This window comes from Streptomyces zinciresistens K42 (assembly GCF_000225525.1).
GTDB classification, from domain to species: Bacteria; Actinomycetota; Actinomycetes; order Streptomycetales; family Streptomycetaceae; genus Streptomyces; species Streptomyces zinciresistens.
The window spans coordinates 131136-157193 of record NZ_AGBF01000002.1 but is presented as its reverse complement, the minus strand read 5'-3'; the positions used below and the strand labels follow the sequence as shown (position 1 = coordinate 157193).

The window sequence follows — 26058 nt, the reverse complement described above, 5'->3', positions numbered from 1 at the left end:
GGGTGAGAGCCACGATGGCTTTCCTTCCACTAATTCGGCTGGTGCCGGATGTACATGTATGGCGGGCGTACGTTGGCCCGCTACGACCGTCGCCTCAGGCGGCGGTCATGATGCGAGCCGAATTACTCGGCACCGCCCTGCTCGTCCTGCTTGGCACGAAGCGCGTCCACGGTGCGGACGAGCTTCGACGGGAGCGCCTGGAAGACCTGAGCAGCCTGCGTCTGCTTGCCCTTCATGGCGCCCGCCAGCTTGGCGAGCAGAACCTCGCGGGACTCGAGGTCCGCAAGCTTCTTGATCTCGTCGGCGGACAGCGCCTTGCCGTCAAGGACACCGCCCTTGATGACGAGATTCGGGTTGTCCTTGGCAAAGTCGCGCAGACCCTTCGCCGACACCACCGGATCACCGGTGACGAAGGCGACAGCCGTCGGACCGTTGAACAGGTCGTCCAGCGTCGAGATCCCGGCCTCGTTGGCCGCAATCTTGGTCAGCGTGTTCTTCACCACGGCGTACTGGGCGTTCTCACCGAGCGAACGACGCAGCGTCTTGAGCTGCGCCACGGTGAGACCGCGGTACTCGGTCAGCACGGCAGCGCTGGAGTTGCGGAACTGCTCCGTCAACTCGGCCACTGCGGCAGCCTTGTCGGGCCTCGCCATAGAGTCTCGGCCTCCTTCCGGGTGATTCGGACCGCGCGGACCCGAAGGAGGACTGGGGAAAACGAAACGCCCCGGGCGCAGGAGCTCGGGGCGGACTCGACCGGCCGCACACGCTGGACGCGTCTGCTCCGGGAGTTCTTCCACACTCACCTGCGCGGGTCGTCCGCATTTCAGCGGATCCTTCGGCCACCGCACCCTCTTGCGAACGTGCGGCAACGACCAGCGGTCTTTGGCTTCTGTAGGAGAGTACGGGACGCGGTCCCGTCGAGCAAATCCGCCCGTACGGGGCTCAGCTCCCCTTCTTCTCCAGCAGGTCCTTGAGGTCCGCGGTGTCCGCAGCCGGCGGTCTGGCGGCGACGACCTTCACGCCGTAGTCGCGGTAGTACGCGGTCTGGGTCAGCCGGCCGGTGGCCGTGAGGCCCTTCTCGACCTTCTTCACCAGCAGGCTCCGGCCGTCGACCCATATGTCGACGGACTGCTCGGTGGCGCCCGCGCCGGGCACCGTGCCGGAGTAGTGCGTGGTCCGCGTGCCCCGGACCGCCTCCACGTCGACCCGGCGGACGTCCGAGGCGGACAGCAGGCGCTTCACCGAGGTGTGCGGGGCGGTGCCCCGCATCTGGGCGGCGAGGTCGGCTCCGGAGCTGCCGGCGAGGCGCTCCAGGTCGTCGTAGGCGTACTTGATCCAGTGTTTGCCGCCGGTCCTGCGGGCGAACGCGTCTCCCATGCGGGCGTAGTACGCGTCGGGAAGGTAGCGGGCCTCCATGGACGTGGCGCCGAGCGCGCGCATCGTCTCGGCCGTCGTGCCGCCCGTGTACCGGATCCGCAGGGTGCCGGTGAGGCCGTCCCGCCAGGCGAGGGCGCCGCCGGACGTCATGGACAGCGTCGAGCCGACCGTGGTCGTGGACTCGACCCGGGCCGACTCGGCGCGGGCGGTGGAGCGCTCGACGGCGCGCAGGGCCTCGGTCACCGCGCGGGCGGGGGCCTTGCGGTCCGGCTCGGCGGGCGCACCGGAGGTGGCGGTGCAGCCGGCCAGGGCGGCCAGCGCGGCCGGCAGGGCGATCCGGAGCGCGGACCCGCGTGCCCTCGTCCTCGTCATGCGTCCCCCTGTCACCCGTCCCGTGAGTGAACGTTAACCCAGGGCACGGGCGAAACGACGGGAGAAAGGGGACGGACCCCGCACCCGTGAGGGGTGCGGGGCCCGTCGTCGAGCCTGGTGAGCCGGTGGCTCAGACCGCGGCCGGGTCCTCCTCGACGAGGAGGTTGCGGGTGCGGTTCGGGTCGACGGGAACGCCGGGGCCCATCGTGGTGGCGATGGCGGCCTTCTTGATGTAGCGACCCTTGGCGGCGGACGGCTTCAGACGGAGGATCTCCTCCAGCGCGGCGCCGTAGTTCTCCACCAGCTTGTCGTCGTCGAAGGACGCCTTGCCGATGATGAAGTGCAGGTTCGAGTGCTTGTCGACGCGGAACTCGATCTTGCCGCCCTTGATCTCGGTGACGGCCTTGGCCACGTCGGGGGTGACGGTGCCGGTCTTCGGGTTCGGCATCAGACCACGCGGGCCCAGGACGCGGCCGAGGCGGCCGACCTTGCCCATGAGGTCCGGGGTGGCGACGACGGAGTCGAAGTCCAGGCGGCCCTTCGAGACCTCGTCGATCAGCTCGTCGGCGCCGACGATGTCGGCGCCCGCGGCACGCGCGGCCTCGGCACGGTCACCGGTCGCGAAGACCAGGACCCGGGCGGTCTTACCGGTGCCGTGCGGAAGGTTCACGGTGCCACGGACCATCTGGTCGGCCTTGCGCGGGTCGACACCCAGACGGAAGGCGACCTCGACGGTGCCGTCGAACTTGGTCGTGGACGTCTCCTTGGCGAGACGGACGGCCTCGAGCGGGGCGTAGAGCTTCTCCCGGTCGATCTTGGCGTCCGCAGCGCGGAGAGTCTTGCTGCGCTTGCTCACTACTGCTCCTGTGTGTCTCTAGGAGTCGTGGTCGGGGCCGAGCAGGCCCTCCCACGTATCTGCCGGTTGTGCGGGGGGTGAGGTCAGCCCTCGACCGTGACGCCCATGGAACGCGCGGTGCCGGCGATGATCTTCGCGGCGGCGTCCAGGTCGTTGGCGTTGAGGTCGGGCAGCTTGGTCTGGGCGATCTCGCGGACCTGCGCCTGGGTGATCTTGGCGACCTTGGTCTTGTGCGGCTCGCCGGAGCCCTTCTCGATGCCCGCGGCCTTGAGGATCATCTTGGCGGCCGGCGGCGTCTTGGTGATGAAGGTGAAGGAGCGGTCCTCGTAGACCGTGATCTCCACCGGGATGACCCAGCCGCGCTGCGACTCGGTCGCGGCGTTGTAGGCCTTGCAGAACTCCATGATGTTGACGCCGTGCTGACCCAGCGCGGGGCCGACCGGCGGAGCCGGGTTCGCGGCACCGGCCTGGATCTGGAGCTTGATGAGCCCCGTGACCTTCTTCTTCTTGGGAGGCATTGCTCTCCGGTTCCTCTCTTCGGGTCCTACCCGCGCCCGGATGGCTCCACCGGACGCAGGCATACCGCACAACGATAACGGGTATGGATGCGCGGCCAAAAACCGAGCAGGTCAGACAAGCTGTGACAGCTCGTCTGACCTGCTCGGAAGCTCGTTCCTGAAGACGCTAGTTCTTCTGGATCTGGTCGAAGCTCAGCTCGACCGGGGTCTCGCGGCCGAAGATCTCCACCAGGCCCTTGACCTTCTTGGAGTCGGCGTTGATCTCGTTGATCGTGGCCTGGAGCGTGGCGAACGGGCCGTCGGTGACGGTGACCGAGTCGCCGACCTCGAAGTCCAGCACCTGGACCTCGACCTTGCGCTGCGGCGCCGGCTTGCCCTCGGCCTCGGCTGCCTCGCGGGCGGCCTTCTCCTCGGCCTCCGGGGCGAGCATCTTGACGATCTCGTCCAGGGTCAGCGGGTACGGGTCGTAGGCGTTGCCCACGAAGCCGGTGACGCCCGGGGTGTTGCGGACGACGCCCCAGGACTCGTTCGTCAGGTCCATGCGGACCAGGACGTAACCCGGGAGCTTGTTCTGCCGGATGGTCTTGCGGTCGCCGTTCTTGATCTGGACGACCTCTTCCTGCGGCACCTCGGCCTGGAAGATGTAGTCCTCGACGTTCAGCGAGACGGCGCGCTGCTCCAGGTTGGTCTTCACGCGGTTCTCGTAGCCGGCGTAGGTGTGGATGACGTACCACTCGCCGGGCAGCGTGCGCAGTTCCTCGCGCAGGGCGGCGACGGGGTCGACCGGCTCGGCCTCCTCGACGGCCGCTTCTTCGGCGTCCTCGGTCTCCTCGGCGTCTTCCGCGTCCTCCACCCGCAGCGCGGCCTCCTCGGCCGGCTCCCCCGCCTCGGCGTCGGCAGCCTCGACCTCGTCCAGGTCCTCGTCCGCGCCCTCGACGATGTCGAGCTCGTCTTCCACGGACTCGTCCGGCCCGACGGTGTCGTTCAGGTTCTGGTCAGACACGGTGGCTGCTTCTTCCTGGATACATAGGGGTGGAACATGCGAAAGGGGCGCCCGTTGACACGGCGCCCTTCGCTCTTGGCTCAGCCGAAGACGTACTTGGCGACCTTGTCAAGCCCATAGTCAATCACGGTCACCAGGCCGATCATGATGACGACGAAAATGATCACCACAGTGGTGTACGTCGTCAGCTGGTTGCGTGTCGGCCAGACGACCTTCCGGAGTTCCGCGACGATCTGGCGGTAGAACAGCGCGAGCCGCTTCAGCGGGCCCTTCTTGCCGCGCTTGCCACCCTTGCGCGTCTTCTTCTCCGGAGCCTCGTCCTGGGCATCAGGCATGTCGATGGAGCCCACGGCGTCCGTCACTCGTCCTCACCTGATTCCGGGTCGTGGCCGTGCCGCGCCCGGTCTGAGCCGCACGGCGATGCATTGCTGTACGTACAAACGCACTCCTGGCGAAGGGAGTGTCTAGCAGGGCCGGAGGGACTTGAACCCCCAACCGCTGGTTTTGGAGACCAGTGCTCTACCAATTGAGCTACGACCCTTTGTGTGTCCCCCAACGTACCGCATCCGGACGAGTGCTCGGTGTGCACCGTCCGTCGGCGGGCTGCCGAAGGCCAACGAGGTGTGAGTGTACGTGGTCCGGGGCCGCCCGTCGAACAGAAAGCGGCCGATGGGGGCTCGGGTGGCGGGAGATCGCCGGTGCGCGGTGGGCGGGTGGCGCAAGATCGCCCTGGCCGAGGCCCGGATCCGGACGGGTGTTCAGGGATGTTCAGTCCGTGAAACCCGTGTGCCGGGCGCGTTTCCTGTCTGAAACGATGGGTGCCATGAGCGCTGCAACCCCTCCGACCGAGCGCCGGGTCTCCGCCCGAGTCGGCGCGATCTCCGAGTCCGCCACCCTCGCCGTGGACGCCAAGGCCAAGGCCCTCAAGGCCGCCGGGCGTCCGGTGATCGGCTTCGGCGCCGGTGAGCCCGACTTCCCGACCCCGGACTACATCGTCGAGGCCGCGATCGAGGCCTGCAAGAACCCCAAGTACCACCGCTACACGCCCGCCGGTGGTCTTCCCGAGCTGAAGGCCGCGATCGCCGCGAAGACGCTGCGCGACTCGGGCTACGAGCCCGACGTCTCGCAGATCCTCGTCACCAACGGCGGCAAGCAGGCGATCTACGAGGCCTTCGCCGCGATCCTCGATCCGGGCGACGAGGTCATCGTCCCGGCCCCCTACTGGACCACCTACCCGGAGTCGATCCGCCTCGCCGGCGGTGTGCCGGTGGAGGTCGTCGCCGACGAGACGACCGGCTACCGGGTCTCCGTCGAGCAGTTGGAGGCCGCCCGCACGGAGCGGACGAAGGTCGTCCTCTTCGTGTCGCCCTCCAACCCCACCGGCGCCGTCTACAGCGAGGCCGAGACCGAGGCGATCGGCCGCTGGGCCCTGGAGCACGGGCTGTGGGTGCTGACGGACGAGATCTACGAGCACCTGGTCTACGGCGAGGCCGCCGCGGTCTCCCTGCCGGGCCTGTTCCCCGAGCTGCGCGACAAGTGCGTCGTGGTCAACGGCGTCGCCAAGACGTACGCCATGACGGGCTGGCGGGTCGGCTGGGTCATCGGCCCGAAGGACGTGGTGAAGGCCGCGACCAACCTCCAGTCGCACGCGACGTCCAACGTGTCCAACGTGGCGCAGGTGGCCGCCCTCGCCGCCGTCTCCGGCGACCTGGACGCCGTCGCGAAGATGGGCGAGGCGTTCGACCGCCGCCGCAGGACGATCGTGCGCATGCTCAACGAGATCGACGGCGTGCTCTGCCCCGAGCCCGAGGGCGCCTTCTACGCCTACCCGTCGGTGAAGGCCCTGCTCGGCAAGGAGATCCGCGGCAGGCGCCCGCAGAGCAGCGTGGAGCTGGCCGAACTGATCCTGGAGGAGGCCGAGGTCGCGGTCGTCCCGGGTGAGGCGTTCGGCACGCCGGGCTACCTGCGGCTGTCGTACGCGCTCGGTGACGAGGACCTCGTCGAGGGCGTCAGCCGGATCCAGAAGCTGCTGGCGGAGGCGCGGGACTGACGTCCTGAGCCGCTGCACGCGCGGGTGCGGGCCGTCTCCCTTCCGGGGAGGCGGCCCGCTTCTTCGTGCGAGCAAGACCACGAAAGGCGAAACGGCTACCGGGACGCCGGGCCCGTGCGGCAGGATCCTGGGATGGAGCGTGTACGTGATGTCTCTGAGCTGCCGAAAGCCCATCTGCACCTGCACTTCACCGGGTCGATGCGGCCGGCGACCGTGCTGGAACTGGCCGACAAGTACGGGGTGCGTCTGCCCGACGCCCTGACCGAGGCCCTGACCAGCGGTGAGCCGCCGAGGCTGCGGGCGACCGACGAGCGGGGCTGGTTCCGCTTCCAGCGCCTGTACGACGCGGCGCGCTCGTGCCTGCGGCAGCCGGAGGACATCCGGCGGCTGGTCAGGGAGGCCGCGGAGGAGGACATCAGCGACGGCTCGGGCTGGCTGGAGATCCAGGTCGACCCGACGTCGTACGCGCCCCGGCTGGGCGGTCTGATCCCGGCGCTGGAGATCATCCTGGACGCGGTGGAGACGACGTCGCGGGAGACCGGACTCGGGATGCGGGTGCTGGTCGCCGCGAACCGGATGAAGCACCCCCTGGACGCGCGGACCCTGGCGCGTCTGGCGGTCCGCTACGCCGATCGGGGCGTGGTCGGCTTCGGGCTGTCCAACGACGAACGCCGGGGCATGGCACGGGATTTCGACCGCGCGTTCGCCATCGCGCGCGAGGGGGGCCTGCTGTCGGCGCCGCACGGGGGTGAGCTGACGGGGCCGTCCTCGGTGCGGGACTGTCTGGACGACCTGGACGCGCACCGGATCGGCCACGGGGTGCGTGCCGCGGAGGACCCGCGGCTGCTGAAGCGGCTCGCGGACCGGGGCGTGACCTGCGAGGTGTGTCCCGCGTCGAACGTCGCCCTGGGGGTGTACGAGAAGCCCGAGGACGTGCCGCTGCGAACCCTGTTCGAGGCCGGTGTCCCGATGGCGCTGGGCGCCGACGACCCCCTCCTCTTCGGGGCGCGGCTGGCGGCGCAGTACGACATCGCGCGCCGGCACCACGGGTTCAGCGATCAGGAGCTGGCGGAGCTGGCCCGGCAGTCGATCCGTGCGTCCGCCGCTCCCGAGGGGACCAAGGGGAAGCTGCTGGCCGGCGTGGACGACTGGCTGACCGGCTGAGGGGGTGAGAGGTCGACTGGTTGCGGGGTCCGCGTGGGCTGAGTGGTCCGCGTGGTCTGAGTGGTGAGGGGTCTCAGTGCTTTTCGCGGCTACAGGCTTACGCCTACCGTCACCGGCTCGTTGACCAGTGTGATGCCGAAGGCCGCGTGGACGCCCTCGACCACCTCGCGGGCCAGCGCGAGGAGGTCCTCGGTGGTCGCCGCACCGCGGTTGGTGAGGGCGAGGGTGTGCTTCGTCGAGATGCGGGCGGGGCCGGTGCCGTATCCCTTGGTGAAGCCCGCCTTGTCGATGAGCCAGGCCGCGGAGGTCTTGGTGTGCCCCTCCCCCGCCGGGTACGCCGGCGGTTCGACGCCCTTGCCGAGGCGCTCCTCCACGCGCGCGCGGAACGCGGCGAACTGCTCCGCCGTGAGGATCGGGTTGGTGAAGAACGAGCCGGCCGACCAGGTGTCGTGGTCCTCGGGGTCGAGGACCATGCCCTTGCCCGCACGCAGCCTGAGCACCGTCTCGCGGGCGGCGGTCAGCGGTACGCGCTCGCCTGCCTCGACGCCCAGGACACGTGCCGTCTCCGCGTAGCGGATCGGCGCGGAGAGGCCGTCGGCGTCCTCCAGCCGGAAGCGGACGCGCAGGACGACGTAGCGGTCGGGGTCGGACTTGAAGCGGCTGTGGCGGTAGGAGAAGGCGCAGTCGGCGTTGGGGATGACGACCGTCTCGCCCGAGCCCCGGTCGTAGGCGATCACCTCGGTGATCGTGGAGGAGACCTCCTGACCGTACGCGCCGACGTTCTGGATCGGGGTGGCGCCCGCGGAGCCGGGGATGCCGGCCAGGCACTCGATGCCGGCCAGCCCGGCTTCCACTGTGCGGGCGACGGCGTCGGTCCATACCTCGCCGGCCGCCAGTTCGAGGGTGGTGCCGTCCAGTTCTACGCCCTTGGTGGCGATGACCAGTGCGGTGCCCTCGAAGCCCTTGTCGCCGATGACGAGGTTGGAGCCGCCGCCGATGAGGAGCAGCGGGGTGTCCGTGGCGTCGGCCTCGCGTACGGCTTCGATCACCTCGGCGTCGGTGGTGGCCGTCACGAGGCGGGTGGCGGGGCCGCCCAGGCGGAAGGTGGTGAGGGGGGCCAGGGGGGCGTCGTGGAGTTCCTGCACGGGCTCAAGAGTACGAGACGGGGTCGCTGCCGCTGGGGGGTGAGGGGTGGGGCGGGGAGGTGGGGGCGCCTGTGCGGGTCGCGTGCGGTGCGGTGGTTGCGCGTGCGGTGTGTTGTGGTGCGGGGCCGTGGCGGGCGGGGTGTCCGTCCTCGGTCCGGCGGTTCCGTGGCTTGGGGAGTGCGGCCCCTTTTGACGCCGGACGCTGCGGGCGGGCACCCCCAGGCACGTCCCCTCCTCGCCGGCCGCGGGCGCCTGCGCCTCCGGGCCGGGTGCCTCCTCGCCGCACGCGGGCGCCTGCGCCTCCCCCAGTGCCGTTCCCTCTCGGGGGATGCGGCCGGCGCCCGGCGCGCGCGGTGTACGTGCGTGCCGGGGGTCCGGGTGTGCGGGTGTGCGGGTCAGGCCGCTGTCTGTACGGGATTCCGCCGGGGGTGATCGGCCCTTGGGCGGGCGGTGGGGTTGCGGCGGGGGGCCGCCAGGGTGGCCAGGGCGGCTGCGGCCACTACGGCCGCTCCGGTGATCAGGGCTGGGCGCAGGCCGTCCACGAAGGTCTGGCCGGTCTCGTAGCCGCCCTGCGCGGCGAAGATCGAGGACATCACGGCGATGCCGAGCGCGCCGCCGACCTCGCGCAGGGCGTTGTTGGCGCCGGAGGCGATGCCCTGTTCGGAGGGGCGGACGCTGGACATGACCAGGTTGGAGGCCGGGGCGAAGAACAGGGCCATGCCTACGCCGCTGATGATAAGGGCGGGCAGCTGGGCGGCGTAGGAGACGTCGACGGTGACCACGGAGGCCATGTAGGCGAGGCCGGCCGCCTGGAGGAAGAGGCCGGTGGCCACTACGGGGCGGCCGCCGATGCGGTCGGAGAGGATGCCGGCGATCGGCGCCACGAGCATCGGCATGCCGGTCCACGGGAGCATGCGCAGGCCCGCCTCGGTGGGCGAGTAGCCGAGTACGCCCTGCATGTACTGGCTGAGCAGGAAGATCGACCCGAACATGCCGAGGAACATCAGCATGCTCGCGGCGTTGATCCCGGCGAAGGCCCGGGAGCGGAACAGGCGCATCGGCAGCATCGGGTTCTTGGCGCGGATGCTGTGGAGGACGAAGCCGGCCAGCAGGGCGCCGCCGGCGAACAGGGCGGTCAGGACGAGGTTCGAGGTCCAGCCGTCGGCGGGGCCGCGTACCAGGCCGTACACGACCCCGAACAGGCCGCCGCTGGCCAGGAGGGTGCCCACGAGGTCGAGCGGAGCGCCGGTGCCGTGCGACTCGGAGAGGCGCAGCCGGGCGAGCGGGAGGAGGGCGACGCCGAGCGGAACGTTCAGCCAGAAGATCCACTGCCAGGAGATGTGTTCGGTGAGGCTGCCGCCGATGAGGGGGCCGGAGGCGATCGCGAGGCCGTTGACGGCGCCCCAGATGCCGTACGCCATGCCGCGTTTGGCCGCGGGTACGGCCGCCGTCAGCAGGGTCAGCGTCAGCGGCATCATGACCGCGGCGCCGGCGCCCTGCACGGCGCGGGCGGCGATGAGGGAGTCGATGCCGGGGGCGAGGGCCGCCGCGGCGGACGCGGCGGTGAAGATCGTGATGCCGACCAGGAAGAGCCGGCGGCGGCCGAACCGGTCGCCCAGGGCCGCGCCGAACATCAGCAGGACGGCGAAGGTCAGCGTGTAGGCGCTGACCGTCCACTCCAGGTCGTCCAGTGCGCCGCCCAGATCCTCGCGGATCGAGGGCAGGGCGGTGGTGACGACGAGGTTGTCGAGTGCCGCCATGAATCCGGCGACGCTGGTGATGACCAGGGCCCATACGGCTCCGCCCGGCCGTGGTGTCCGTGTGTCGTGCTGCTCGTGGTGTGGCATCGGTCCCCCTGCGCAGTGAGTAGTTATTGATCACTAACTTTTGTGGTCATGCGTGAGCGCCACGGGATGCTCCGCGTGTCTTCCTACGGGCGCGTCGGCGGCTGCATGCCTGCCCAGACCCGGTGGTCGGGCGGAAAGCCCATGGCCACCAGGCAGTTGATGAGCATTCCGTACGCCATGAAGGTCGTCGTCTCGCCGTCGTCCGCCCCCAGCGGCAGGTGGACGGTGTCCCACAGCCGCATCCAGCCGGCCCGGACGGCCTCGCCGAACTCGTGGTCGCCCTCCTGCTCCGCGGCCGACACGGCGAGGTACATCTGCATCTGCATCATCAGCCGCTCGGGCTGCTCGGAGACGACCTTCCGGTACGCGTCCCCCATGGCATGCAGGGCCGCCTCGCCCTCCAGCCCTTCGCAGGCGTCCGCGAACATCCTGATGATGTCCTCCACGCAGCGCTCCGACGCCGCGAGGAAGATCGCCTTCTTGCCCGGGAAGAGCCGGAAGAGATACGGCTGCGAGACACCGACGCGCCTCGCGATCACCTCGGTCGACGTGCCGTGGTAGCCGCCGAGGGCGAACTCGGCCATCGCCGCGCGGACGACGCTCTCACGCCTCTCTTCTGCGCTCATCCTGACCATGGTGGGTAAGTTAGTACGCAATCACTAATCTGGCAAGGGGGCGGCCGGACGCGCGTGAGGGGCGCTCCCCGGGCAGGGAGCGCCCCTCACGTCCGCACAGGGGTGTGGCGGTCAGCCGAGCCGGACGACCGCTCTCGACATCCCGAGCACCTTCTGACCCGCGTTGGTCACGGTCAGGTCCACGCGGACCTTGTTGTCGTCGAGCTTGGCGCCGATCTTGCCGCTGACCTCGATCACGGTTCCCCGGTCGTCGTTCGGGACGACGACGGGCTTGGTGAAGCGGACGCCGTACTCCACGACCGCGGCCGGGTCGCCGATCCAGTCGGTCACGACCCGGATCGCCTCGGCCATGGTGAACATGCCGTGGGCGATGACGTCCGGGAGCCCGACCTCCTTGGCGAACTTCTCGTTCCAGTGGATCGGGTTGAAGTCACCGGAGGCGCCTGCGTACCGCACGAGGGTGGCGCGGGTCACGGGGAAGCTCCGGCCGGGCAGTTCGGTGCCGACCTCGACATCGCCGTACGCGATCTTCGCCGTCATCGGTCTCACGCCTTCCCTTCCTCGGCCGCCCCACGGGCCACGAGCTTCGTCCAGGCGGTCACGACGTGCTCGCCCGCCTCGTCGTGGACCTCGCCTCGGACGTCCAGGATGTCGTTGCCCGCCATGGACTTGATCGCCTCGATGGTCGAGGTGACGGACAGCCGGTCACCGGCGCGCACCGGGCGGCTGTAGGCGAACTTCTGGTCGCCGTGCACCACCCGGTCGTAGTCCAGGCCCAGCTGAGGGTCGGCGATGACCTGGCCGGCCGCCGCGAAGGTGATCGCGAAGACGAAGGTCGGCGGGGCGATCACGTCGGAGTGGCCCAGCGCCTTGGCGGCCTCCGGGTCCGTGTACACCGGGTTGGCGTCCCCCACGGCCACCGCGAACTCACGGATCTTCTCCCGGCCCACCTCGTAGGGGTCGGTGGGCGGGTACGTCCGCCCCACGAAGGACTGGTCGAGCGCCATGGCCCGGCACCTCCTGGTGTCAGCTGTGGTTGTCCGGATGGTGCGACCGGCCGGCCGGAACCGACCGGCGACCGGCGACCGGCGACCGGCGACCGGATGGGAAACGACGCGAGGCCGCCCCCCGACTGTGGGGGCGGCCTCGTGTACGAGCCTGATTTATCGCGTTTCGCGGTGCGCGGTGTGCGCGTTGCAACGCGGGCAGTGCTTCTTCATCTCAAGACGGTCCGGGTTGTTACGCCGGTTCTTCTTGGTGATGTAGTTCCGCTCCTTGCACTCCACGCAGGCCAGCGTGATCTTCGGGCGGACGTCGGTGGCAGCCACGTGAGTGCTCCTTGACGAACGGATTGACTGTATTAACGCAAGAAAGAGTAGCCGATCGGAGGACCGACCCTGCAATCGGCTACTGTCCGTAGCGGTGACCGGACTTGAACCGGTGACACAGCGATTATGAGCCGCTTGCTCTACCGACTGAGCTACACCGCTGAGATGCGATCAGAACCCGCCTCGCGACGAGAACCGTTCACACCAGAGCCCCAAAACGGAATCGAACCGTTGACCTTCTCCTTACCATGGAGACGCTCTGCCGACTGAGCTATTGGGGCGAGCGATGAAGACATTACACGCTCAGCGCCCGTTCGCCCAAATCCGTTTCGCGGCCCGGCACCGGGCCCGAACAGCGGTGCGTACCGAGGTCTCGCGGGCCTCCGAGGCCCCGCGCGGGCGGCTCCCGCACGACGGGCCACACCGGTACGACTATTGCGCTCCTGCGCGTCGGCACCGGATCCCCGTCCTAGGCTCGACTCACTCTGCGTGATCTTGCGTGCCAGGCGCAGTGCCCCAGGGCGGTCCCGCGGCGCCGACGCGCAGCCCCGAGCCTCTGGAGCGCGATGCCCGACAGCCACCCCCAGCCGCCCCACTCGTCGTCGTCCTCATCCGGTTCGCCGGGCTCCTCATCCGGTTCGTCGGGCTCGCCTTCCTCGCCAGGGTCCGGCTCGGCGTCCGCGGCGGGCTCCTCTTCCAAGTCCGGGTCCGGCTCCTCTTCCGGGTCGGGGGAGGCGTCCGCGGCGGGCCCGTCGGGGTCCCCGGGTCCGGCCGAGCCGGGCGTCCTGCTGCTGTGCGGGGCGCGGCTCTCCGACGGCAGGACCGTGGACGTACGGCTGGGCGGTGGCCGCATCGAGGCGGTCGGCACGGCCGGGAGCCTTGCCGGGAGTTCCACCGGGGACGGCACGCGCGCGTGTGGGGCGCGTGTGGACCTGGACGGTTATCTGCTGCTGCCCGCCCCGGCCGAGCCGCACTCCCACGCCGACACCGCGCTCTCCGCCGACGGGAGCGGCCCGGTCTCCTGCGGCCCGGAGGACGTCCAGCGCCGGGCCACCGAGGCGGCCCTGCTCCAGCTCGGCCACGGCGCGACCGTGTCGCGGGCACACGTGCGCGTGGGCGACGTCCAGGAGCTCGGCGCCCTGGCGGCCGTACTCCAGGCCCGCCGATCCCTGCGCGGGCTCACGGAGTTGACGACGGTGGCGATGCCGCGGCTGCTGACCGGCGTGGCCGGTGCGGACGGGCTCGCGATGCTGCGGGACGCGATGAAGATGGGCGCGTCGGTGGTCGGCGGCTGTCCGGATCTGGACCCCGACCCGACGGGCTACGCCGAGACGGTCCTGGAGCTCGCCTCCGAGCACGGCTGCCCCGTCGACCTGCACACGGACGCCGCGGACCCGGCCCGCCTGTCCCGGCTGGCCGCCATGGCCGGCGGACTGCGCCCCGGGGTCACGCTGGGCCCGTGCGGCGGTCTGGGACGGCTGCCAGCCCCGGCGGCCGCCCGCGTCGCCGACCAGCTCGCCGCGGCCGGGGTGACGGTGGTCTGCCTGCCGCAGGGCGGCTGCGGCAGCGCGGAACGACGCGGCACGGCCCCTCTGCGGCTGCTGCGCTCCGCCGGGGTACGGGTCGCGGCCGGCAGCGGCGCCCTGAGGGACGTGGCGAACCCGGTGGGCCGCGGCGACCCCCTGGAGGCCGCCTACCTGCTCGCCTCCCGTCACGGGCTGCGCCCCGAGGACGCGTACGACGCCGTCAGCGCGTCGGCTCGTGCGGTGCTGGGGCTGCCCGAGGTGCGGGTGGAGGCGGGTTTCCCGGCCGAGTTGCTGGCCGTGCGCGGGGACCGGCTCGCGGGGGCGCTGTCCCTGTCGTACAGCCGGATCGTGGTGCACCGGGGGCGTGTGGTGGCACGCACGAGCGCGGTCCGGGAGTACTGCGACTCGGCCGCGGCACCGGAACTGGGGCTGCCCCGACAGGGGCGGGGGGAGGGGCCCTGAGGGGTGCTGGCGGGTGAGGGGTGCTGGTGCGAGGGCGGGTGAGGGGTGCTGATTGCGAGGGTGCGTGAGGGTGCTGGCGTGAGGGGCGGACGCGGGGCTGAGGGCGGGCGCGGGGTGCCGGGGAAAGGGCGGACGCGAGGCTGAGGGGCTGGCCTTCTGGGGGAGGTGCGGGGACTTGCTTGAGTGGGGCTGTCGGGTGGATTGTCTGCCGGGTGGGCCGGCTGCCGGATGGGCCGGTTGCCGTGCGTGTCCTCGCGGGCAGCGGGGCGCGTGGCCCGCGGGCGGGACCACTGGGGCGTGCGCCCGCGCTCAGGGCAGCGGGGTGTCGCCGAACCCGTGCGGCGGACGGATGCGTCCGGGCGTACGGTCGAAGACATGCGTATTGTCATCGCTGGTGGTCATGGTCAGATCGCGCTGCGGCTGGAGGCGTTGCTCGCCGCGCGTGGTGACGAGGTCGCGGGGATCATCCGCAAGGCCGAACAGGGCGACGCCCTGCGGGCGGCGGGCGCCGAACCCGTCGTGCTGGACCTGGAGTCGGCCACGGTCGAGGAGGTCGCGGCCCGCCTCCAGGGCGCGGACGCGGCGGTCTTCGCGGCCGGAGCGGGGCCCGGCAGCGGGACGGCCCGCAAGGACACCGTGGACAAGGGCGCCGCGGTCCTGTTCGCCGACGCGGCCGTCCGGGCGGGCGTACGGCGCTTCGTGATCGTGTCGTCGATGGGCGCCGACGCCGGGCACGAGGGTGACGAGATCTTCGACGTCTACCTGCGTGCCAAGGGCGCCGCCGACGACCACGTCCGCGGCCAGGAGGGGCTGGACTGGACGGTCCTGCGCCCAGGCCAGTTGACGGACGACGCCGGGAACGGCCTGGTGCGCCTGGAGGCCCGGACCGGCCGGGGCCCGATCCCGCGCGACGATGTGGCCGCCGTGCTCGCGGAGTTGCTCGACACCCCGGCGACCACGGGCCTGACCCTCGAACTGATCAGCGGCTCGGCCCCGGTGACGGTGGCGGTGAAGTCGGTGGCCGGAAACTGAGGTCTCGGCTGGGAGGGGCGGAGGGGGCGAGCGGGAACGGGAGTTCATGGCGGTCGCGAGTTCGTGACGGGCTCTGTGCGCCTTGCCAGCGCGGCAGTTGGGGCCCCGGAGCCTCTCGTTGTCCCGTGTCGCCGGCTGCCGTTGCTAGAACAGGGACATCTGTCCGGGGAAGTCGGGCACGACATAGCCGTCCAACGAGGGTTGCGTCGCGCCCAGTTGAACATGGCGCCGCGACCCCGGACACGACACGAGTTCCGCGGTCTCACGCGCGCCGGGCGGATCGTGCCGCGCGAGGCGACCGGCGACGACGGCGATCTCACGGCGGCATTCGGGACAGCTTCTACGAGGCGTGGCCATGGCATCAGTCTGCCTGCCCGACACCCGCCGAACGCGAAAGCCCCTTCGCACCACGTTTCCGTGATGCGAAGGGGCTTCTCTCAGCGTGGCGGCGCCAGGATTCGAACCTGGGAAGGCTGAGCCGGCAGATTTACAGTCTGCTCCCTTTGGCCGCTCGGGCACACCGCCGGGGTTTTGCCGCCGATCACACCACTTATGGGCGGTGCTCCCTGGCAACGACGTAAACAATACCCGATGCGCAGGGGTGCTTCGCCACCCGATTGATCGCCTCCCGCGGCACTAGGCTTGTCCGGATGCGGACCGGGCCTGCCCGGCGCTCGGCGGCCTCCCCCACGCCCGCCGGCACGCACCCCTACACACCCCGATACAAGGAGCCACAGGACATGGCCGACTCCAGTTTCGACATCGTCTCGAAGGTCGAGCGGCAGGAGGTCGACAACGCCCTCAACCAGGCCGGCAAGGAGATCTCCCAGCGCTACGACTTCAAGGGCGTGGGAGCCTCGATCTCGTGGTCCGGCGAGAAGATCCTGATGGAGGCCAACTCGGAGGACCGCGTGAAGGCCGTCCTCGACGTCTTCCAGTCCAAGCTGGTCAAGCGCGGGATCTCACTCAAGGCGCTGGACGCCGGCGAGCCCCAGCTCTCGGGCAAGGAGTACAAGATCTTCGCCACGATCCAGGAGGGCATCTCCCAGGAGAACGCCAAGAAGGTGGCGAAGCTCATTCGCGACGAGGGCCCCAAGGGCGTCAAGGCGCAGGTGCAGGGCGAGGAGCTGCGCGTCAGCTCCAAGAGCCGCGACGACCTTCAGGACGTGATCGCCCTGCTGAAGGGCCAGGACTTCGACTTCGCACTGCAGTTCGTGAACTACCGGTGATCCGTGACCCCCGCGCGTGATCGCGAGGGCAGCTGATCCGCCGGGGTCGGTGAGAGGGGCGGGCACTCCGTCCGGCGGTTTCCCGGGATGCCCGCCCCTCTCACCGGGCCGCCGCGGTGGCCGGCCGGTGCCCGGCCTGTGGGCGACCTGCGTCCTCGCGCGACCACCTCGCCCTCAGTCGCGGGAGTGGCCGAATAGGATGCGGTAGAGGATCAGCAGGACGAGGGAGCCGCCGATCGCGGCCGCCCAGGTCGCGCCGTCGTAGAAGTCCTGGGTGATGGGGCGGTCTAGCCAGCGGGCCGAGATCCAGCCTCCGATGAACGCGCCCGCGACACCGATGACCGTGGTGCCGATGAAGCCGCCGGGGTCCCGGCCCGGCAGCAGGATCTTGGCAATGGCTCCGGCCAGCAGTCCGAGAATGATCCAGCTGATGATCGTCATGCCTTGAACCTGCCCCTTCGTGCTCTTCGTGCACACCGCCGGTGCTGTGAATTCCGGCGCGTCCGTTCCCGTTCCGTTGCCCTGAAGGACGTCACGGCGCCACGCGTCGGTTGCGGCGATCAGTAGGGTGCGGGCCATGACCCCGCCCGGCCCCACCTCCCCCGAACTGCGGCGCACCCTCGGTGTCGGGGACGCCGTCGTCATCGGGCTCGGCTCGATGATCGGGGCCGGGATCTTCGCCGCGCTGGCTCCCGCCGCGCGCGCGGCCGGATCCGGACTGCTGATCGGTCTCGCCCTCGCGGCCCTGGTCGCCTACTGCAACGCCGCGTCGTCCGCGCGCCTCGCCGCCCGCTATCCGGCCTCGGGCGGCACATACGTGTACGGGCGTGAGCGTCTCGGGGAGTTCTGGGGGTACCTCGCGGGCTGGTCGTTCGTCGTCGGCAAGACGGCCTCCTGTGCGGCGATGGCGCTCACTGTGGGCGCGTACGTCTGGCCGGGGCAGGCGCACGCGGTGGCGGTCGCGGCCGTGGTGGCGCTGACCGCGGTGAACTACGGCGGCGTCCAGAAGTCCGCCTGGCTGACTCGGGTGATCGTGGCGGTCGTGCTGGCCGTCCTCGCCTGTGTCGTGGTGGTGTGCCTGGGGTCGGGTACGGCAGATGCCGGGCGGCTGGGCGTCGGCGCCCCGGGTGGCTTCGGCGGGGTGCTGCAGGCCGCGGGGCTGCTGTTCTTCGCGTTCGCCGGGTACGCGCGGATCGCGACGCTCGGTGAGGAGGTGCGTGATCCGGCGCGGACCATTCCGCGGGCGATTCCGCTGGCCCTGGGGATCGCGCTGGTGGTGTACGCGGGTGTGGCGGTGGCTGTCCTTTCCGTGCTGGGGCCGGACGGTCTCGGTCTCGCGGGCGCTCCACTGGCCGACGCGGTCCGGGCCGCGGGTGTGCCGGGGCTGGCACCCGTGGTGCGGGTGGGCGCGGCCGTCGCTGCTCTGGGCTCGCTGCTCGCCCTGATCCTGGGTGTCTCCCGGACGACGCTGGCCATGGCGCGCGACCGGCATCTGCCGGGTGCCCTGGCCGTGGTGCATCCGCGCTTCCAGGTGCCGCACCGGGCCGAACTGGCCGTGGGGGCGGTCGTCGCGGTACTGGCGGCGACCGTGGACGTGCGAGGTGCTATCGGCTTCTCCTCCTTCGGTGTGCTGGCCTACTACGCGGTCGCCAACGCCTCGGCCTGGACGCTCGACCCGGCACCGCGCCGACGGATCGTGCCGGTCGTGGGGCTGCTCGGATGCGCGGTGCTGGCGTTCTCCCTTCCGGGTGTCTCTGTGGCGGCCGGGGCGGGGGTGCTCATGGCGGGGATCGTGGTCTACGGGGTGCGGCGGTTGGTGTCACGGTCGGGCGGAGGCGGCCGAGTCGTTTAGCGGCGCCGGGAGCCACGGCGGTGGCCGGCCGGCCCCGCCCAGCGGCTGAGAGAGCGATGGTGTGGGAGGGCGACTGCCGGCGTCGGGCAGGGCGCGAGTCCGGGCCGGGTCAGGGGGTCGCGGCCTGTGCCGTGCGGGTGCGGAAGTCGGGCCAGGGGGCGAGATCCATGTCCTCGCTCGTCTCCTCGTACCAGCCGGTGCCGTCGATCCAGGCGTGGAGCCAGTGGGTGAGGCTGGGGGCGTCCACGTACCAGGCGTGGTCGGCGTCGTCGGCGTTCGGCTCGAAGAGCAGGACGGTGGACCGGGGGCTGCGGCAGTCCACACAGGCGTACATCGCGCAGCCCCAGTGGGATATCGGCAGGACGCCCTCGGGCCAGGGCCAGTCGGGGTCCTTGCGCGCGCTCTCGCGGTTGGCGAGGTACTGGGTGACGGCGGCGGGCTCGCCGGACGGGGAGCTGTCCAGGAGGGGCAGCAGTCCGTACTCGGGGCCGAATCCGCCGTCTCCCACCCGGAGGTAGAGGCTGGCGAGCAGCGGCGGCAGGGTGAAGCCCAGGGCGGCTTCGGCGCGGGTGACGGCGGCCGGCTCCACGGGCTCGGGCAGTGAAGTCCAGCCCCACGGATGAATGTTGCGGGCCTTGTCCGCCACCCTGGTCAGCAACTGCTCGATCTCGGTCATGCATTCATGATGCAGGGCGCCACTGACATCGGATCCGGCCTGTGGACAACCAGCCCGTTGTGGATAACCGAGGCGGTTGTGAGGGCGGGGGCCTGTTGTGGACAACCAGGTCGGGCGGGGATGACGCGGACGACCGGGTACGCCGTGGGGGGCCTCTGTGTCTTTCGGCAAGGCGTCCGTGTTGGCTTTGGGGTGGTTTGGGGATGTGTCGCGTTGGGTGGTGAAGTGTTCAGTGGCGGGGCAGCGCCTCGGCCACGGCGGTCTGGGAGGGGTCGATGGCGGTCCGCCCGTCGTCGATGTCCCACAGTGTGTTCTGCAGCAGCCGGGCCAGGGTCCAGCCGGCCGCGCGCTGGCGGTCCAGCCCGAGGGCCTGGGTCAGCAGGTCGAAGCGGCGCCGCACCACCCGGGGAGCGTCCCCGGTGGTGTGGAGTTTCTCCCAGCCGGTGTCCAGTGCCGGCCACAGGTCGAAGCCCGGGTCGCCGACGAGGGGTTCGGGGTCGATGGCCAGCCACGGCTCGCGCTCGCCGGCGAGCACGTTGTCGTAGTGCAGGTCCCAGTGCAGCATCCGGTCGCCGGGCTCGCCGACCAGCTCGGTGACTGCCGACGCCCAGCCGTTCAGCCGCCCCTGGTCCTCGGGGTCCGGCAGGGCGGCGACGGCCGCAGGCACGGACGCCAGCATGTCGCGTGCGATGTCACCGAGGCCGCGCAGGCCCTCGGGCGCCGGGACGCAGTGCAGCCGGGCCATGAGTTGGGCCAAGGCGCTCATGGCCACGTCGTCGTCCTCGACGCAAGCCAGGGTGCGCGAGCCGTCCAGGCGTTCCAGCAGCACGGCGCCGCTCTGCGGATCGTGGTCGAGCAGCCGCACGATGCCGTCGCCGTTCCACGCCCGCAGCCCGATCAGCGCGGCGGTCGTCTCCTCGCGGGGCATCTGGAGTTTGAGCGCGGCGCGGGTGCCGTCCGTGCGGCGTACCGGTGCCACCAGTGAGGCCTCACCGGATCTGATGCCGCCGTCGCGCTCCAGTTCCCATCGGTCGAGCAGTTCCGCCACCAGCGCGGGCAGCCGGGCGATCCAGGTCTGTTCCTTGTCACCACCGTTCCTCGTGTAGGACGCGACCAGGGCGTCAGGGACTTCGATACCTTGCGGCGAACTCATGGGGGGTGTCCTTCGAGGGAGTGGGCTTCCCGCCGCGACCACAGGTGATGCCGAGGGTCATGCGGCGGCTGTGCCGGGGGCACGGGGTTCGTAGAGGGTGCCGTCGCGGAGCATGGCGAACAGGACGCTGATGCGCTGACGGGCGAGGCGGAGGAGGGCTTGCGTGTGGGTCTTGCCGCGGGCGCGTTGCTTGTCGTAGTAGGGGAACCACGATCTCGAGGGTGCAGGTGCTGGGGACGACGACGGTCTGTTCGTCCAGTGCGTCGAAGACGTCGTCGATCAGCCGCTGGGCCATGCGCGGGGCCTTGGGGCGGATGAGCTCGACGAGGCGGCGGGCCGGCTTTGCGCAGGGCGGCCGGGGACCCGTAGCGCTCCAGGAGCCAGGTGACGGCCTGGTGGTCGAGGCGGGGCCCGAGGACGCGTTCGAGGCTGGGGGGAACCGGGTGAGCAGGCCGCGTATCCGGTTGGAGGTGCGGGTGGCCTCGGTGGCGAGGTCCTGGTCGGAGCCGACGAGCACGGTGAGCTCGGCGGTGATCTCGTCGGTCAGCTCCAGGGAGCGCAGGGTGTGCGGCATGGTGCGGGCCGCGTCCGCGATGACCGCGGCGTCCCTGGCGTCGGTTTTCGCCTCGCCCGGGTAGACGTCGGCGATCCGCCGCATGGCAAGTCCCGGCAGGTAGACGACCATGCAGCCCGCGTCGCGCGCGACGGTCGGCGGCAGGGCGCCGATCGAGGCGGGCTGGTCCGCGATCACCAGCACGGTGCCGAACTTCGCGGCCGGCTTGTCGAAGACGGCCCGCAGCTTCGGCTCGCTGTTGGGCGGCTGCTCGTCGAAGACCTTCTTCCCGGCCGGGGTCAGCCCGTGGCCGTGATGGGTGCTCGTGCCGACGTCCAGGCCGAGGAACACGCCCACGACTTCGGTGCCCAACACGGCATCCCTCCCGGGGTGTTGATCCGTGCCGGCCTCGGCGTCGGTGTCGTACGCGCGCATCCACGTCATGCAGACCTGCCATCCGCAAGCTGTCCGGCATTGCGCCGGACCGGGTGACGGCCGGACCTCTCATCAGCGTCTCCGACAGCACCTCCCGGGCCGCAGCGACACCACCCCCCAGGTCATACCTTCGACAGGGGGCAAAAGTCATACCGGGCCCGGAGGCCAGCGGCCCTCTTGCAGGACCGCGGAATGCATAACGGGGCGGCCGCGGTCCGGACGCTCCTGTCCGTCAGCGTTTCGTCGCCTCGGCTACCAGGTCGTCGCGAACGGGCGGTCCGTCGGGACGATTTCGCGGCCCAGCGGGAACAGCGACACCGGGATCAGTTTGAAGTTGGCGATGCCGAACGGGATGCCGATGATCGTGACGCACAGCACGAGCCCGGTGACGATGTGGCCGAGGGCGAGCCACCAGCCGGCGAGAACAAGCCACAGGACGTTGCCGACGCAGGAGGGTGCTCCGGCGTCGCGCCGCTCGATCGTGGTGTACCCGAAGGGCCACAGCGCGTAGACGCCGATGCGGAAGGCGGCGACGCCGAACGGGATGCCGATGATCGTGATGCACAGCAGCAGGCCCGCGAGCATGTAGCCGAGGAACAGCCAGAAGCCGCTGAGGACGAGCCAGATGACGTTCAGGATGGTCTTCACTGGGGGCCTGCCATCTTCTCGAGCCGGGCGATACGGTCCGCCATCGGCGGGTGGGTGGAGAACATCTTCGAGAACCCCTGCCCGGGGCGGAAGGGATTCGCGATCATCATGTGGCTGGCGGTCTCGATGCGGGGCTCGGGGGGCAGCGGGAGCTGCTTGGTGCCCAGTTCGAGCTTGCGCAGAGCGCCGGCGAGCGCGAGCGGGTCGCCGGTGAGCTGGGCGCCCGAGGCGTCGGCCTCGTACTCCCGGGAGCGGCTGACGGCCAGCTGGATGAGCGAGGCGGCCAGCGGGCCGAGGATCATGATGAGCAGCACGCCGAGGATGCCGGGGCCGTCGTCGTCGTCCGAGCGGCCGATCGGGATCAGCCAGGCGAAGTTGACCAGGAACATGATCACCGAGGCCAGGGCTCCGGCGACCGACGAGATCAGGATGTCGCGGTTGTAGACATGGCTCAACTCGTGGCCGATGACACCGCGCAGTTCGCGCTCGTCGAGGAGGCGCATGATGCCGTCCGTGCAGCACACGGCGGCGTTGCGCGGGTTGCGGCCCGTCGCGAACGCGTTCGGCGCCTCCGTCGGTGAGATGTAGAGGCGGGGCATGGGCTGGCGGGCCTGGGTGGAGAGCTCGCGGACCATCCGGTAGAGCGCGGGGGCCTCGAACTCGCTGACGGGACGGGCGCGCATCGCGCGCAGTGCCAGCTTGTCGCTGTTCCAGTACGCGTACGCGTTGGTGCCCAGGGCGATCACGACTGCGACGACGAGCCCCGTCCGGCCGAAGAAACTGCCGATGACGACGATGAGTGCGGACAGCCCCCCGAGGAGGACTGCGGTCCTGAGCCCGTTGTGCCGGCGGTGCACGGTACGCCCTCCAAGCGGTGCGGCAGGGGAACCCTTTACTGGTCCGGTCCTCGATGCCACTGGTGTCGTGGTGTCACGTCCAGTGGACCCTTCTGTACTGGTCAACGCCAGGCGAGGGCCGCGGGTTCCCTGGCGCCCGGGGCGGCGGGGGTGCGCCGACCGGGTGAGGGCGCCGGTACGCGCGGGTCGGCGGGGCGGTCCGCGTGCGTGGACCGATGCGCCGGTGGCGCGGCCCCAGGGCTCAGAAGAGGCCGGTGTCGGCGAACCGGAGGATCAGCTGAGGTGCTCCGGAGAGGGCGACGGCGACGACCGCCGTCACCGCCATGGCCGCCGTCACCGGGGCCGGGACGACGTGCCTGACGGGCTCGCCCTCCGGGGCGCGGAACAGCAGTGCCGTCCACTGGAGGTAGTAGAAGAGGGCGATCACGACGTTGACGGCCATGATCACGGCCAGCCAGCCCAGGCCGGCCTCCACGGCGGCCGAGAACACGGTGACCTTGGCGAAGAGGCCGATGATGCCCGGCGGGAGACCGGCGAGGCAGAGCAGGAAGAAGGCCAGGATCAGGGCGGAGAGGGGATTACGTGCGTACAGGCCGCGGTAGTCGCTGATCCGGTTCAGGGAGTGCGTGCGGCCCACGAGGGCGGCGACCGCGAAGGCGCCGAGGTTCACGGCGGCGTACATGAGGGCGTAGGCGAGCGTGGAGCCGATGGCCCGCTCACCGTCGTCGGAGTACGCGGCGGCGGCGATCGGCACCAGGAGGTAGCCGGCCTGCCCGACGGAGGACCAGGCAAGCAGCCGTACGGCGCTGTAAGCGCGCGTGGCCTGCTGGCGCAGGGCGCCGACGTTGCCGACGGTCATGGTGAGGGCGGCCAGGGCGGCGAGCGCCGGGCCCCAGACGTCGGCGTACGAGGGCAGGGCGACGACCGTGACGAGGATCAGGCCGGTGAAGCCGACCGCCTTGCCGACGACCGACAGATAGGCGGCGATCGGCAGGGGCGCTCCCACATACGTGTCCGGCACCCAGAAGTGGAAGGGAACGGCGGCCGTCTTGAAGGCGAAGCCGATCAGGGTGAGGACGACTCCGGTCCGGGTGAGCGTTTCGAGCTGTCCGTCGACGCCTTGGATTCGCTCGGCGATCTGGGTGAGGTACAGGGTGCCGGTGGCGGCGTAGACGAAGCTGATGCCCATCAGGCTGACCGCGGTCGCGGTGACCGAGGACAGGAAGAACTTCAGGGCCGCCTCGGAGGACTTGCGGTCGCCGTACCGGAGCCCCACCAGCGCGAACGCGGGCAGCGAGGCGACTTCGAGGGCGACGACGAGGGTCGCCAGGTCCCGCGCGGCCGGCAGCAGCGCGGCTCCGGCGGCGGAGGCCAGCAGCAGGAACCAGTACTCGCCCTCGGGGAGGTCCTTCCTGGCGTCCTTCAGGGCGGTCACGGAGAGCAGGGCGGTGAGGAGGGCGCCGCCGAGGACCAGGAACTGGATGACGAGGGTGAAGCGGTCGGCGGTGTAGCTGCACACCTGGGAGTCGCCGGGGAGGCAGAAGGTGGCGCGGTCACCGTCGAGCAGGGGCAGCAGCAGGAGCGCGGAGGCCGCGAGACCAGCGACGCAGGCCCAGCCGAGCAGGGGCTTCCTGGCATCCGGGAGGAACAGGTCGGCGACGAGGACCGCGAGGGCGACGACGGCCGCGAGGGTGGGCGGTGCGATGGCGAGCCAGTCGACGGACTGGACCAGCGACTCGGCCGGGGTCTGGGCCGGGGAGCTCATCGGGTGCCTCCTGCGAGGAGCTGCTGGACGGCCGGGTCGGTCAGGCCGAGCAGGGTCTTGGGCCACAGCCCGGCGACGAGGGTGAGGGCGACGAGCGGGGTCCACGCCGCGAACTCGTAGCTCTGGACGTCGGCGAGCTCGGGCGCGTCCCCTCGGGGGGCGCCCATGCAGACGCGCCGGACCACCACGAGGAGGTAGGCGGCGGTGAGCAGGGTGCCGAACGCGCCGATGACCATGAAGGTGAGGAAGGCCGGCCGGCTGAGTCCGGGTGCCGGGTCGAACGCCCCGAACAGCGCGAGCATCTCGCCCCAGAATCCGGCGAGTCCGGGGAGGCCGAGCGAGGCGACGGCGGCGAAGGCGAGGAGGCCGCCGAGACGCGGGGCCTTGCCGTACAGGGCTGCGCCCGTCCCCTGGGCGAGCGCGTCGAGGTCGGTGGTGCCCGTGCGGTCCTTCAGCGCGCCGACCAGGAAGAAGAGCAGGCCGGTGATGAGGCCGTGGGCGATGTTGGCGAACAGGGCGCCGTTCACGCCGGTCGGGGTCATCGTGGCGATGCCGAGCAGGACGAAGCCCATGTGTCCGACGGAGGAGTAGGCGATGAGCCGCTTGAGATCACCTTTCGCGCCTCGTCCGGCCAGGGCGAGGCAGGCCAGCGATCCGTAGATGATGCCGACCACGGCGAACGCCGCGAGGTACGGGGCGAAGATCGCGAAGCCGTCGGGCGCGGCCGGAAGGAGAATGCGGACGAACCCGTACGTTCCCATCTTCAGCAGGACACCCGCCAGCAGAACCGATCCGACCGTCGGGGCGGAGGTGTGGGCGTCCGGCAGCCAGCTGTGCAGCGGCCACATCGGGGTCTTGACCGCGAGCCCGATCCCGATCGACAGAACGGCGATGACCTGCACTGATGTGGTCAGTGACCGGCCGTTGTCAGTGGCGAGTGCCACCATGTCGAATGTGCCCGCCTTGATTCCGATCAGGAGCAGGCCGAGCAGCATGACCACCGAGCCGAGCAGGGTGTAGAGGATGAACTTCCACGCGGCCCCGGCCCTGCCCTCACCGCCCCAGCGGGCGATGAGGAAGTACATCGGGACGAGGACCGTCTCGAAGGCCAGGAAGAACAGGATCAGGTCGAGGACGGCGAAGGTGGCGAGGGTGCCGGACTCCAGGACGAGAAGCAGCGCGACGAAGGCTTTCGGGCTCGGGCCCGAAGGCATCTTGAAGTACGAGTAGAGCGCGCACAGGAAGGTCAGCAGCGCGGTCAGCACCAGAAGGGGGAGGGAGATGCCGTCGATGCCGAGGTGGATGCGCACACCGAGTGCGGGGATCCAGCTGATGTCCGTGCTGGCCTGCATCTTCGACGGCTGGTCGTGGTCGAAGCCGAGCGCGAGGACGATCGTGGCCAGAAGGATCGCACCGGTGACGGTCACACCGTGCCGGAGCACGGCTTGGTCCGGCGACTTCCCCTTCAGTCCGGGCGGCGCGGGCAGCAGAGCGGTGACCGCGCCGAGGAGTGGGCCGACGACGGCCAACGCCAGAAGGAACTGCATCACGGACTCGTTGATATCGATCACGCCT

26 protein-coding genes, 4 tRNA genes and 2 pseudogenes are annotated in these 26058 nt (G+C 70.7%); 6 read left to right on the top strand and 26 right to left on the bottom strand.

The genetic code is table 11. The annotated features are described in order from the left end of the window. Positions 1 to 122 precede the first annotated feature (122 nt). The 7 genes from rplJ to SZN_RS02095 all read right to left on the bottom strand — a co-directional run bounded on the left by rplJ (position 123) and on the right by SZN_RS02095 (position 4667). On the bottom strand, positions 123 to 653 hold the full coding sequence (gene rplJ / locus SZN_RS02125) for a 50S ribosomal protein L10 (protein ID WP_007491033.1): 531 nt from the start codon (positions 651 to 653) through the stop codon (positions 123 to 125). Between the two features lie 289 nt (positions 654 to 942). Then, the gene (locus SZN_RS02120; protein WP_007491031.1) at positions 943 to 1749 is read right to left on the bottom strand and encodes an SCO4651 family lipoprotein; all 807 of its coding nucleotides are present in this window, start codon (positions 1747 to 1749) and stop codon (positions 943 to 945) included. 130 nt (positions 1750 to 1879) lie between these two features. Further along, positions 1880 to 2605 carry a 50S ribosomal protein L1 gene (rplA, locus tag SZN_RS02115; RefSeq protein ID WP_007491030.1) on the bottom strand — a complete coding sequence of 242 codons (726 nt, stop codon included), beginning with the start codon at positions 2603 to 2605 and terminating at the stop codon, positions 1880 to 1882. An 83-nt stretch (positions 2606 to 2688) separates the two neighbouring features. Then, complete coding sequence (gene rplK / locus SZN_RS02110) at positions 2689 to 3123, bottom strand: 50S ribosomal protein L11 (protein WP_007491029.1); 435 nt, start codon at positions 3121 to 3123, stop codon at positions 2689 to 2691. 166 nt (positions 3124 to 3289) lie between these two features. Continuing rightward, the gene (nusG, locus tag SZN_RS02105) at positions 3290 to 4126 is read right to left on the bottom strand and encodes a transcription termination/antitermination protein NusG (protein ID WP_007491028.1); all 837 of its coding nucleotides are present in this window, start codon (positions 4124 to 4126) and stop codon (positions 3290 to 3292) included. A gap of 80 nt (positions 4127 to 4206) precedes the next feature. Further along, positions 4207 to 4488 (bottom strand): preprotein translocase subunit SecE, encoded by a 282-nt coding sequence (gene secE / locus SZN_RS02100; RefSeq protein ID WP_007491027.1) that lies wholly within the window; start codon positions 4486 to 4488, stop codon positions 4207 to 4209. Between the two features lie 106 nt (positions 4489 to 4594). Then, a tRNA-Trp gene (locus tag SZN_RS02095) sits at positions 4595 to 4667 on the bottom strand. A gap of 282 nt (positions 4668 to 4949) precedes the next feature. On the opposite strand from SZN_RS02095, the gene SZN_RS02090 reads away from it, so the two are divergent. Both SZN_RS02090 and SZN_RS02085 read left to right on the top strand, forming a co-directional pair. After that, positions 4950 to 6176, top strand: coding sequence for a pyridoxal phosphate-dependent aminotransferase (locus SZN_RS02090; protein WP_007491026.1), 1227 nt, complete (start codon positions 4950 to 4952; stop codon positions 6174 to 6176). 132 nt (positions 6177 to 6308) lie between these two features. After that, positions 6309 to 7340 (top strand): adenosine deaminase, encoded by a 1032-nt coding sequence (locus SZN_RS02085; protein ID WP_007491025.1) that lies wholly within the window; start codon positions 6309 to 6311, stop codon positions 7338 to 7340. An 89-nt stretch (positions 7341 to 7429) separates the two neighbouring features. Here SZN_RS02085 and SZN_RS02080 read toward each other — a convergent pair. The 9 genes and pseudogenes from SZN_RS02080 to SZN_RS42225 all read right to left on the bottom strand — a co-directional run. Further along, positions 7430 to 8503 (bottom strand): annotated as a pseudogene (locus tag SZN_RS02080) (UDP-N-acetylmuramate dehydrogenase); the annotation flags it as partial. Positions 8504 to 8880: 377 nt separating this feature from the next. Continuing rightward, positions 8881 to 10332 (bottom strand): DHA2 family efflux MFS transporter permease subunit, encoded by a 1452-nt coding sequence (locus SZN_RS02075; protein WP_007491022.1) that lies wholly within the window; start codon positions 10330 to 10332, stop codon positions 8881 to 8883. Between the two features lie 83 nt (positions 10333 to 10415). Next, positions 10416 to 10967 carry a TetR/AcrR family transcriptional regulator gene (locus SZN_RS02070; protein WP_208865746.1) on the bottom strand — a complete coding sequence of 184 codons (552 nt, stop codon included), beginning with the start codon at positions 10965 to 10967 and terminating at the stop codon, positions 10416 to 10418. A 111-nt stretch (positions 10968 to 11078) separates the two neighbouring features. Continuing rightward, complete coding sequence (locus tag SZN_RS02065) at positions 11079 to 11507, bottom strand: MaoC family dehydratase (RefSeq protein WP_007491018.1); 429 nt, start codon at positions 11505 to 11507, stop codon at positions 11079 to 11081. Positions 11508 to 11512: 5 nt separating this feature from the next. Next, positions 11513 to 11974 (bottom strand): MaoC family dehydratase N-terminal domain-containing protein, encoded by a 462-nt coding sequence (locus SZN_RS02060; RefSeq protein ID WP_007491015.1) that lies wholly within the window; start codon positions 11972 to 11974, stop codon positions 11513 to 11515. A gap of 156 nt (positions 11975 to 12130) precedes the next feature. Then, positions 12131 to 12295: a 50S ribosomal protein L33 gene (rpmG, locus tag SZN_RS02055; RefSeq protein ID WP_003948671.1), complete on the bottom strand. Its 165-nt coding sequence runs from the start codon at positions 12293 to 12295 to the stop codon at positions 12131 to 12133. Positions 12296 to 12384: 89 nt separating this feature from the next. Beyond that, positions 12385 to 12457: transfer RNA gene (locus SZN_RS02050), tRNA-Met, on the bottom strand. 46 nt (positions 12458 to 12503) lie between these two features. Next, a tRNA-Thr gene (locus SZN_RS02045) sits at positions 12504 to 12576 on the bottom strand. 188 nt (positions 12577 to 12764) lie between these two features. After that, the gene (locus tag SZN_RS42225; RefSeq protein ID WP_007491013.1) at positions 12765 to 13163 is read right to left on the bottom strand and encodes a hypothetical protein; all 399 of its coding nucleotides are present in this window, start codon (positions 13161 to 13163) and stop codon (positions 12765 to 12767) included. Between SZN_RS42225 and SZN_RS02040 the strand changes: the two genes are divergently transcribed. Continuing rightward, complete coding sequence (locus SZN_RS02040; protein ID WP_244313270.1) at positions 13081 to 14283, top strand: amidohydrolase family protein; 1203 nt, start codon at positions 13081 to 13083, stop codon at positions 14281 to 14283. The genes SZN_RS42225 and SZN_RS02040 overlap by 83 nt on opposite strands. A 375-nt stretch (positions 14284 to 14658) precedes the next feature. Further along, entirely contained in the window at positions 14659 to 15315 is a 657-nt protein-coding gene (locus SZN_RS02035) for an NAD(P)H-binding protein (RefSeq protein WP_043727505.1), read from the top strand. 144 nt (positions 15316 to 15459) lie between these two features. On the opposite strand, the gene SZN_RS42220 is transcribed toward SZN_RS02035, so the two are convergent. Together SZN_RS42220 and SZN_RS02030 are read right to left on the bottom strand one after the other, a co-directional pair. Beyond that, positions 15460 to 15672: a hypothetical protein gene (locus tag SZN_RS42220; protein ID WP_078508376.1), complete on the bottom strand. Its 213-nt coding sequence runs from the start codon at positions 15670 to 15672 to the stop codon at positions 15460 to 15462. Positions 15673 to 15758: 86 nt separating this feature from the next. Next, positions 15759 to 15840: transfer RNA gene (locus SZN_RS02030), tRNA-Tyr, on the bottom strand. 215 nt (positions 15841 to 16055) lie between these two features. Here SZN_RS02030 and SZN_RS02025 point away from each other — a divergent pair. Next, positions 16056 to 16544 (top strand): YajQ family cyclic di-GMP-binding protein, encoded by a 489-nt coding sequence (locus SZN_RS02025; RefSeq protein ID WP_007491008.1) that lies wholly within the window; start codon positions 16056 to 16058, stop codon positions 16542 to 16544. 174 nt (positions 16545 to 16718) lie between these two features. On the opposite strand, the gene SZN_RS02020 is transcribed toward SZN_RS02025, so the two are convergent. Beyond that, complete coding sequence (locus tag SZN_RS02020) at positions 16719 to 16985, bottom strand: GlsB/YeaQ/YmgE family stress response membrane protein (RefSeq protein WP_007491006.1); 267 nt, start codon at positions 16983 to 16985, stop codon at positions 16719 to 16721. A 136-nt stretch (positions 16986 to 17121) separates the two neighbouring features. Here SZN_RS02020 and SZN_RS02015 point away from each other — a divergent pair, with 136 nt between their 5' ends. Next, the gene (locus SZN_RS02015; protein ID WP_007491004.1) at positions 17122 to 18396 is read left to right on the top strand and encodes an APC family permease; all 1275 of its coding nucleotides are present in this window, start codon (positions 17122 to 17124) and stop codon (positions 18394 to 18396) included. 109 nt (positions 18397 to 18505) lie between these two features. On the opposite strand, the gene SZN_RS02010 is transcribed toward SZN_RS02015, so the two are convergent. The 7 genes and pseudogenes from SZN_RS02010 to SZN_RS01980 form a co-directional block, all read right to left on the bottom strand. Further along, positions 18506 to 19072, bottom strand: coding sequence for an SMI1/KNR4 family protein (locus SZN_RS02010; RefSeq protein ID WP_007491003.1), 567 nt, complete (start codon positions 19070 to 19072; stop codon positions 18506 to 18508). A 229-nt stretch (positions 19073 to 19301) separates the two neighbouring features. Next, positions 19302 to 20225 carry an aminoglycoside phosphotransferase family protein gene (locus SZN_RS02005; protein WP_007491002.1) on the bottom strand — a complete coding sequence of 308 codons (924 nt, stop codon included), beginning with the start codon at positions 20223 to 20225 and terminating at the stop codon, positions 19302 to 19304. 57 nt (positions 20226 to 20282) lie between these two features. Further along, positions 20283 to 21153: pseudogene (locus tag SZN_RS02000) on the bottom strand (IS110 family transposase). Between the two features lie 312 nt (positions 21154 to 21465). Further along, positions 21466 to 21861, bottom strand: coding sequence for a YccF domain-containing protein (locus SZN_RS01995; protein ID WP_007491000.1), 396 nt, complete (start codon positions 21859 to 21861; stop codon positions 21466 to 21468). Next, a complete protein-coding gene (gene htpX, locus SZN_RS01990; protein WP_007490999.1) occupies positions 21858 to 22718 on the bottom strand; it encodes a zinc metalloprotease HtpX in 861 nt (286 codons plus the stop codon). Before htpX ends, SZN_RS01995 begins: the two co-directional genes overlap by 4 nt. 241 nt (positions 22719 to 22959) lie before the next feature. Then, complete coding sequence (locus SZN_RS01985) at positions 22960 to 24483, bottom strand: NADH-quinone oxidoreductase subunit N (protein ID WP_007490997.1); 1524 nt, start codon at positions 24481 to 24483, stop codon at positions 22960 to 22962. Beyond that, a complete protein-coding gene (locus SZN_RS01980) occupies positions 24480 to 26054 on the bottom strand; it encodes a complex I subunit 4 family protein (RefSeq protein ID WP_007490995.1) in 1575 nt (524 codons plus the stop codon). The genes SZN_RS01985 and SZN_RS01980 overlap by 4 nt, the downstream gene beginning before the upstream one ends. Between the last annotated feature and the right edge of the window lie 4 nt (positions 26055 to 26058).

Bases quoted from the DNA above. Each gene is read 5' to 3' on its own strand.
- rplJ (WP_007491033.1), bottom strand. From the start codon at position 653: ATGGCGAGGCCCGACAAGGCTGCCGCAGTGGCCGAGTTGACGGAGCAG.
- SZN_RS02120 (WP_007491031.1), bottom strand. From the start codon at position 1,749: ATGACGAGGACGAGGGCACGCGGGTCCGCGCTCCGGATCGCCCTGCCG.
- rplK (WP_007491029.1), bottom strand. From the start codon at position 3,123: ATGCCTCCCAAGAAGAAGAAGGTCACGGGGCTCATCAAGCTCCAGATC.
- SZN_RS02090 (WP_007491026.1), top strand. From the start codon at position 4,950: ATGAGCGCTGCAACCCCTCCGACCGAGCGCCGGGTCTCCGCCCGAGTC.
- SZN_RS02085 (WP_007491025.1), top strand. From the start codon at position 6,309: ATGGAGCGTGTACGTGATGTCTCTGAGCTGCCGAAAGCCCATCTGCAC.
- SZN_RS02075 (WP_007491022.1), bottom strand. From the start codon at position 10,332: ATGCCACACCACGAGCAGCACGACACACGGACACCACGGCCGGGCGGA.
- SZN_RS02070 (WP_208865746.1), bottom strand. From the start codon at position 10,967: ATGGTCAGGATGAGCGCAGAAGAGAGGCGTGAGAGCGTCGTCCGCGCG.
- SZN_RS02065 (WP_007491018.1), bottom strand. From the start codon at position 11,507: ATGACGGCGAAGATCGCGTACGGCGATGTCGAGGTCGGCACCGAACTG.
- SZN_RS02060 (WP_007491015.1), bottom strand. From the start codon at position 11,974: ATGGCGCTCGACCAGTCCTTCGTGGGGCGGACGTACCCGCCCACCGAC.
- SZN_RS02035 (WP_043727505.1), top strand. From the start codon at position 14,659: ATGCGTATTGTCATCGCTGGTGGTCATGGTCAGATCGCGCTGCGGCTG.
- SZN_RS42220 (WP_078508376.1), bottom strand. From the start codon at position 15,672: ATGGCCACGCCTCGTAGAAGCTGTCCCGAATGCCGCCGTGAGATCGCC.
- SZN_RS02025 (WP_007491008.1), top strand. From the start codon at position 16,056: ATGGCCGACTCCAGTTTCGACATCGTCTCGAAGGTCGAGCGGCAGGAG.
- SZN_RS02020 (WP_007491006.1), bottom strand. From the start codon at position 16,985: ATGACGATCATCAGCTGGATCATTCTCGGACTGCTGGCCGGAGCCATT.
- SZN_RS02015 (WP_007491004.1), top strand. From the start codon at position 17,122: ATGACCCCGCCCGGCCCCACCTCCCCCGAACTGCGGCGCACCCTCGGT.
- SZN_RS02010 (WP_007491003.1), bottom strand. From the start codon at position 19,072: ATGACCGAGATCGAGCAGTTGCTGACCAGGGTGGCGGACAAGGCCCGC.
- SZN_RS02005 (WP_007491002.1), bottom strand. From the start codon at position 20,225: ATGAGTTCGCCGCAAGGTATCGAAGTCCCTGACGCCCTGGTCGCGTCC.
- SZN_RS01985 (WP_007490997.1), bottom strand. From the start codon at position 24,483: ATGAGCTCCCCGGCCCAGACCCCGGCCGAGTCGCTGGTCCAGTCCGTC.